The sequence below is a fragment of the Pontibacterium granulatum genome, from assembly GCF_029961155.1.
In the GTDB taxonomy this organism is placed as follows: domain Bacteria; phylum Pseudomonadota; class Gammaproteobacteria; order Pseudomonadales; family Balneatricaceae; genus Pontibacterium; species Pontibacterium granulatum.
The window spans coordinates 39,396-46,789 of sequence record NZ_JASBRH010000033.1 but is presented as its reverse complement, the minus strand read 5'-3'; the positions used below and the strand labels follow the sequence as shown (position 1 = coordinate 46,789).

The following is a 7,394-nucleotide window of genomic DNA, read 5'->3' as shown; positions in this document are numbered from 1 at the left end:
GAAAATGATCGACGTTGTCTTGCCATTGGACACCTCTTCCTACGGTGGTGACTTTACCACCTAAATTGGTGTCCGGGTTCATTGAACCACTACACTTACTTCCCACCTTCGTTTTGTGAAAAACCACCATCAAAAGATCGCGCGTGTAGCCTTAGCCACAGATTCCATGCTCGGTGACTTTGCGGAAAAAATTGCCGGTCACTTTGTAAGTGCAGAAATTCAGGCATTTTCTTTTCAAGAATTTGATAAAGCCAAATCCTGGGTTATTGGCAATTCCCAATAGTTTATTTGTCAGGTAGTCCGGTGCCACACTGGCCATCGGTGTTACGACTTGGGCCCTGTCTCCTATCAAGTTCCAGGCCGATATGGGTATCCTGCTTACATTCATGTTTGTGTGGAACATGCTTGGGGCGCTGATACTGCTACCAGCCCTCGCCTGCTTCCTGCATAAGCGCAAAAGCACCACACAGACGCACCAGCACTGCCTTGAGTCACGTAAAGACTGCGTAGGCTAAGCCAACGGGCACACCCTCTGGGCCATCAGTATCTACCCCTTCAGATATTGATGGCCCAGCACCAACCTAGACCTAACATCCCCGGCCATGCGGTGTTTATTTGTGCCCAACTCACGCTGGATCAGCTAACAACACCTCCGTGCCATTCCCTCAAGCCTATATGTTCAGGAGATCATCATGCTGTATAACATCTTTACCCTGTTGAAGGTGTGCGTTGCTACTTTTTATCTGTTTTGCCTCGAGTCCCTGGTAATGGGAACGATGAAGGCATATCACTTAACTCTAATCTCCATCGTGACTGCTTTGCTGGTAGCCCACCTGATGGAATTCATTGCCGTCAAACAAAAACTCAAGGCGTTGCATCGAGGATCGACCAGAATTCATTTCCTCAATGTTTTGCTGTTCGGTTTCTTGCATTGGATACCTTTACTCTATTCTCCTGACACCAACCGGAAACTGAGCCGTACCGAATAACCGCCTGGGAGCACATCCTGCGCTCCGTCCTACAATACGGATGCCCTCGCGGAGCATGGGAAAACAGACAATCTTGATGGTATTCACCCAAACTAACGGACATAAAAAAGCGTAGCTTGGCCATCGTGAAGCGATGCCCAACCGGTCGACACAAAACGCCCCCTTGCCTGTTGGGCTTCGCGTTGCGAAGGCCAACCTACAGCCAAATCGCTTTATCGGTTTCCTCGCTCCCACGCTCCGCGTGGGAATGCATATACTCTCCGCCCTTATAATCCGGATTCCCACGCAGAGCATGGGAACCAAACGATGTTGACGGTATTCGCCCTAGCAAACAGGCATAAAAAAGGGAGGCATTAGCCTCCCAAAGCTCACTTTAACGGATGAGTAGAAGAAATTGTGCGGGGATGGATTGAGATGAATAGATTGAATACACCTAGAGGACGTTAGTTTCCACGTGCGCCATAAACTCGGCAGCTTCCTGTCGTGTGAAGAACTCGCCAAGACGAACAAAACCCGAAACAATGCTGGCTTTTACTGTAACCACCCGACCTTTTACGTCCCTTTCCAGGATCCATTTATCCGGTAATCCATCCAGCAAATGAAAGGGTGCGGGCTGACCGTTTTTAAACCGTGAGATCTCAACCTCTCCGGTACCGGCATCCTGAAATGCGGGAGCGAAATTGGCTTGCGCATTGTTTTCGCTTACACCACCGGTACCGGCAAACTCTCGGTTTTCTTCAGCCAGGCTAGGAACTTGGTGTCGGGTTAACATATTCGCCACCTCTTTTATCGTGTATTGAGGCTTAACTCTTTCTTCCTTACGTTCATTGACTGCAAATGCCTTGGATCCTTTGTTTCTTTAACTTACCGTGCTGAGCAATATTCGAAATCACCCAAAAGGGGGGTAATAACGGCATTTGGTAGGATTTGGGCGTGAGATTACCGGGGCTTGGTAAACAGAGCCGTCTGGATAACGCTCTTCGAACGTTATCCGGCCTTGAACGTTAAACTTTAAAGGTCGCCACCACACCCTGTAACTGATCAGCCTGAGCTGTCATCTGCTGGCATGCTGTAACCGTGCCTTTGGCACCATCAGCAGTTTGAATGCTTACATCGCTGATTGAGCGCACATTGCGCTCAATCTCACTGGCAACCATGGTCTGCTCTTCACCTGCAGACGCTATCTGAGCGTTGAACTCAACGATGCGAGAGATCGCCTCTGAAATGCTTTCTAGCGTGCGACCAACCTCCGACGAGTTAGTCACCGTTTGACCGACTTTCTCATGGCTAACCTCCATTGCCCGTACCGCATCGTTTACGCCAGCCTGCAGGCGGGTAATCATCTCCTCTATTTCCGAGGCCGAGTCCTGCGTCCGTTTCGCCAGCGTTCGCACTTCATCAGCCACTACGGCAAATCCACGCCCCTGCTCTCCAGCCCGGGCGGCTTCTATTGCAGCGTTAAGCGCCAGCAGATTGGTCTGCTCCGCTACCCCCTTAATGACATCCAACACCTGGGTAATGCTGTCGCTGTCTTTGACCAGTTGATGGATCACAGCCATCGCATCATCAATATCTCGGGACAGCTGATCGATGTCGGCCAGGGTGTTTGTCACCAGCTGCTGCCCCGTCGCAGCCTTGCGGTCCACCTCTTCTGATTCTTGTGATGCGATCAGGGTTTTGTCGGCCACTTCCTGTGCGCTGCCCACCATCTGATTGATTGCAGCCGCGACCTGATCCGTTTCCCGGCGCTGTGTTTCAGTCGCTTCGCTGCTTTGCTGGGCGATCGCATCAACCACTCCGGCTTGGGATGCCACCGACTCAACCGTCGTGGTAACCTGCGACAACAGTAATCGCATTCGCTCGATCATCTGATTGAACTGAGTGGCTAAAGTGCCCAGCTCATCTCGGTTGGAAATCTGTACCTGGCAGGTCATATCGCCCTGCGCCACACGCTCGGCGGCATCCAAAATCGCCTGAATGCTGCTGCGTACCGAGAAGTTAAAGGCCAACATCAAATAGTTGGTGATCACAAAAACCGCCAGGACAACGGCCAGCAAGCCGAAGTACCGGTTACTTTGTGCACTGTCCCTCACTTGCAGACGTGCCTCCACAAAGTTGAGCGCACCATAGATAAAGCTATAGATTGCCTCCCCCGTATCCGACTCCTGCTGGAAATACTGCTCCCAGTTATGATCCAGGTTCTCGTCGATCAGAATGTTGTTCTCAAAGCGTTCGGCCCCTTGTTTCAACTTCACCAACGTTGCTTCAGCCCGTGCAATCAGGTCCAGTCCAAAGACCCCCTCCGCCGCGGCAATCGGGCGTAAGCTACTAGCCAGGCGTTTCTGATCACTGACCAGTTCATCCATAACCCGATTAAGCGTTTCCATCACACTGGAATTCACCATCCCGGCCTTGACCACTCGAGTGGAAAAGGCACGCTGCTGCCCCTGATGCTCCAGCAAGGGTTCCATTCCATCCAACACCACCTTCATCAGGATAAAGTTGTGCGGGTCTCTGTCCTGATAGACGCCGGTCTCGTAACTTAGCCTGTGCACCAGTATCCAGGTCTCCAGCACCAGGGCATTGTTTTTTACAAACATCGCCGCTTCGTTCAGCGTGCCTGCACCTCTTTCCTCCGCAGCCAAGCTACGCAGCTTGGATATGAGCTCTATCAGCTTTTCCGCCCCATCCATTCTGGCAATATCCTGCTCAAGGTCGTTCAGGCCCTCACTGTATTTGCCCTGCAACGCATTCAACTTCGCATTCACGTCTAATCCGCTACCCTGAACAACGGTCAGGTCCCGTAGATCCGATGCGGTTTGGGTCAGTGCTATAGCCTGGCGCAGTGCTTTTATTCCACTTAACTCAGTTCGGGTAATCTGTTGTGACACAGAGATCTCATCCAGCTGCATATAAGCAAGGCTCAATAGCGGGATAAGAAACAACACATTGATAAGTGAAAACTTATAGAGGTAGTTCAATCTGTTCATCAGACCAATGGCCGGAGACAGCAATGCACTCAACATACTTCAGTCCTGATTTATTATTTTTTTAGTGGCCAGGTAAGCCTGGCTTACCTGGCGCCCCTTGGGTACGTCGGAGATATGTGGCGTAGGCCGCTTTGAATTCAAAGCAGTCAAAACTCGCCACCTAGACAAACGTCTAACGGACTATTCTGGCTAGTTTCTGACCTGCGAAGCTATTACCGATCAAGCCATTAAGTTGATAATTTCGGACAGGGCATTGAGGTGTGTGCAGGAGAGTAAAGCTAAAAAAGACCGGTACATCGCACCATGCACCGGCCAAGATCGATAATCGATATCAGAAGATTATTGAGGGACACAAAGTTTGTTTTACACCGGAGGCGAACGGTTGGTTAAACCTGCTCACGAATCAGTTTCTTGTTGATCTTACCGACGCTGGTTTTCGGGATTTCAGTGACAACGTTGATCTCCTGTGGGATCGCCCACTTGTTGATGCGGCCGCTTTCCACATACTGCTTCAGGTGTTCCTGCAACACCGTTGCACAGAGTTCAGCGCCGGCCACCGGAACCACCAGCGCCAATGGTCGTTCATCCCATTTCTCGTCCGGAACACCCACCACGGCCACTTCGCCAACAGCCTCGTGCTGACTGATCAGACTCTCCAGCTCCAGCGAGGAGATCCACTCCCCGCCTGTTTTGATCACGTCCTTGATGCGGTCTTTGATCTGCAGCACACCCGCTTCATCAATCGAGCCCACATCGCCGGTATGCAACCAGCCATTGGCCCACAGCTCCTCGCTTTTTTCCGGCTCTTTGGCGTACCCCTGGGTCAGCCAGGGTGCACGCACGACCACCTCCCCCATCGCTTCACCGTCGTGGGGTACGTCGTTACCCTCCGGATCAACGATACGCAGATCGACCATGCCACACGGCATCCCAGTCTTGATGCGCTGGGGCATCTGATCGCTCATCGCTACATCCCGCTCGTTGCTGTGCAGGTAGGTGGCGGTCAGCAGCGGACAGGTTTCGGACATGCCGTAGGCGGTATGGAACAGGATGCCGCGTTCGGCCATCTCACGTGCCAAGCCCAAGGTTGGCGCGCTGCCACCGGTGAGCAGTTTCCAGCCGCTCAGATCGGTGTCTTTGGCTTCGTCGCAACCCAGGATCATCTGCAACACGGCAGGCACACCATGCGAGAAGGTCACGCTCTCATCGCGGAACAGGCGCACCAGTTTGTTCGGTTCGTAACGGCCCGGATAAACCTGTTTTACACCCATCATGGTTGCCACATACGGTACACCCCAGGCGTGCACATGGAACATCGGCGTCATCGGCATATAGACATCGTCAGATCGCAGCAGCGGCAGGCCCTCGTAGGCGCCCAGTGTGGTCGCCATATTCAGCGTGTGCAGCACCAGCTGACGGTGGCTGAAATACACCCCTTTAGGATTGCCGGTGGTACCGGTGGTGTAGAACGTGGTGGCAACCGAGTTCTCATCAAAGTCAGGGAATTCGTACTGATCATCGGCATCCGCGATAAGGCTTTCGTATTCGCCAAGGCTGTTCAGAGAGGTCGAGAGCGGCTTGCCATCATCAGACAGCTGGATGTAACCGCGCACACTCGGGATCTGATCCACCAGGGTTTCGGCAATTGCCAGGAAGTCATCATGCACCAGCACCAGGTCATCCTCGGCGTGATTCATGGTGTAGGCGATCTGATCCGGGCTGAGGCGGATATTCACATGGTGCAGCACCGCACCAATCATCGGTACGGCAAAGTAGGCTTCCAGATAACGGTGGCTGTCCCAGTCCATCACTGCCACAGTATCACCGGCACCGATCCCGGCGTTGGTCAGTACGTTGGCCAGCTTGCGGATACGCTGGTTGAGGGTGCGGTAGTCGTAGCGGATGTTGTCGCCGTAAACAATTTCACGGCCCGGTTCGTAACGCTGTCCAGACAGCAGCAGGCTTTTGATCAACAGGGGATACTGATAAGCGCTATCGGTTGGTGCGAGGATTTTGGTTTTCATCGTCTTCTACCTTTCGGTGTCTGTTTATTATTTTTCAGGTGCACATCGACGTAGGTTGGTCTTCACATCGTGAAGCCCAACATCGGTTCTAAGCTGTTGGGCTTCGCTCTGCTCAGACCAACCTACGTTTGGAAGCTACTTAAAGTTGCACTGCGCCAGCATGGCACCGTAGGCCTGATCGCCCGGGATCACCTGCTCAATGGCAAAGATATCGTCGTCGTTTTTGCGCTCGTCGGCTTTTTTGATTCGTACCTGGTACATGTCGTGCACCATACGGCCGTCGTTACGCAGGGTGGCGTTGCGGGCGAAGAAATCGTTCGGTGGCGTGTTTTTCATCTCGCGCATCACCACATCGGCATTATCGGTACCGGTGGCTTTGATGCTGTTGAGGTAGTGCATGGTGGCGGAGTACACACCGGCGTGGGCCATGGATGGGATACCGCCGTGACGTTCCTTGAAGCGTGCGGACCACTGGCGGCTGTCGTCGTCCAGATCCCAATAGAATCCGGTGGTCAGTTTCATGCCACCGGCAATAGCCGGATCCAGTGCTTTAGCGTTCTGGGTAAAGGCCAGCAATCCCGCCACATCCATCATCTCAGTAAGGCCAAATTCAGAAGCGGTCTTGAGGGAGTTCACAAAGTCAGCACCGGCATTGGCCAGCGCAACTACGTCTGCACCCGAGGACTGGGCCTGCAACACGTAGGAGGAGAAATCGGTGGTGCCCAGCGGAACCCGCACGGAACCCACCACTTCACCGCCGTTCTTGTTGATTACCCCGGTTGCCACCTTCTCCAGTGCATGGCCGAAGGCATAATCGGCGGTGATAAAGAACCAGTTTTTCTTACCGGCCTTTACCATCGGTTTCACCGTACCCTGTGCCAGTGCCACCACGTTGTAGGTCCAGTGGGCGTTGTACGGACTGCACGCCTTGGTGGTAAAGGCATGGGACGCGGAGCCGGAGATCAGGGCGATCTTCTTGGCATCGGTGAGTACCTTGGTTACCGCACCGGTCACGGAGGATGCCACCAGCCCGGTCACGGCATCCACCTGCTGGCTTTCAATCCACTCCCTTACTTTGGCTGAGCCGATATCCGGTTTGTTCTGGTCGTCGGCACTGATCACCTCGATCGGTTTGCCCAACACCGTACCGCCAAAATCCTCGACAGCCATCTGGGCAGCGGTAACACAACCCGGCCCACAGACATCGGCGTATACACCGCCCATGTCGCCAAGCACGCCAATCTTCACCTTGTTATCTGAGATACCCTGCGCCTGCGCGGTTGAGAATGTCATTGCGCTGGCGATAACGGCGGTCAGCAGTGAAGACTTCATCGTTTTCATCATCTGTTCTCCTGGAACGTTTTTTATTGTTATTTGTTGCATGACAACTC

The 7,394-nt window shown here is 53.1% G+C and carries 5 protein-coding genes and 2 pseudogenes; 3 read left to right on the top strand and 4 right to left on the bottom strand.

Going from position 1 to position 7,394, the window contains the following annotated elements; translation table 11 throughout:
• Nucleotides 1–106: 106 nt before the first annotated feature.
• The 3 genes and pseudogenes from QKW35_RS21355 to QKW35_RS19630 form a co-directional block, all read left to right on the top strand.
• Nucleotides 107–283: pseudogene (locus QKW35_RS21355) on the top strand (SpoIIAA family protein); the annotation flags it as partial.
• A 16-nt stretch (nucleotides 284–299) separates the two neighbouring features.
• Nucleotides 300–515, top strand: a pseudogene (locus tag QKW35_RS19635) (hypothetical protein); the annotation flags it as partial.
• Between the two features lie 177 nt (nucleotides 516–692).
• Nucleotides 693–989 carry a hypothetical protein gene (locus tag QKW35_RS19630; RefSeq protein WP_282355867.1) on the top strand — a complete coding sequence of 99 codons (297 nt, stop codon included), beginning with the start codon at nucleotides 693–695 and terminating at the stop codon, nucleotides 987–989.
• 433 nt (nucleotides 990–1,422) lie between these two features.
• Here QKW35_RS19630 and QKW35_RS19625 read toward each other — a convergent pair whose 3' ends face one another.
• From QKW35_RS19625 to QKW35_RS19610, 4 genes are all read right to left on the bottom strand, one after another.
• Entirely contained in the window at nucleotides 1,423–1,761 is a 339-nt protein-coding gene (locus QKW35_RS19625) for a hypothetical protein (RefSeq protein ID WP_282355865.1), read from the bottom strand.
• 232 nt (nucleotides 1,762–1,993) lie between these two features.
• Nucleotides 1,994–4,015, bottom strand: coding sequence for a methyl-accepting chemotaxis protein (locus QKW35_RS19620; protein WP_282355864.1), 2,022 nt, complete (start codon nucleotides 4,013–4,015; stop codon nucleotides 1,994–1,996).
• Nucleotides 4,016–4,365: 350 nt separating this feature from the next.
• Nucleotides 4,366–6,003 carry a fatty acid--CoA ligase gene (locus QKW35_RS19615; protein WP_282355862.1) on the bottom strand — a complete coding sequence of 546 codons (1,638 nt, stop codon included), beginning with the start codon at nucleotides 6,001–6,003 and terminating at the stop codon, nucleotides 4,366–4,368.
• Between the two features lie 135 nt (nucleotides 6,004–6,138).
• Nucleotides 6,139–7,344, bottom strand: coding sequence for an ABC transporter substrate-binding protein (locus QKW35_RS19610; RefSeq protein WP_282355872.1), 1,206 nt, complete (start codon nucleotides 7,342–7,344; stop codon nucleotides 6,139–6,141).
• Nucleotides 7,345–7,394 lie beyond the last annotated feature (50 nt).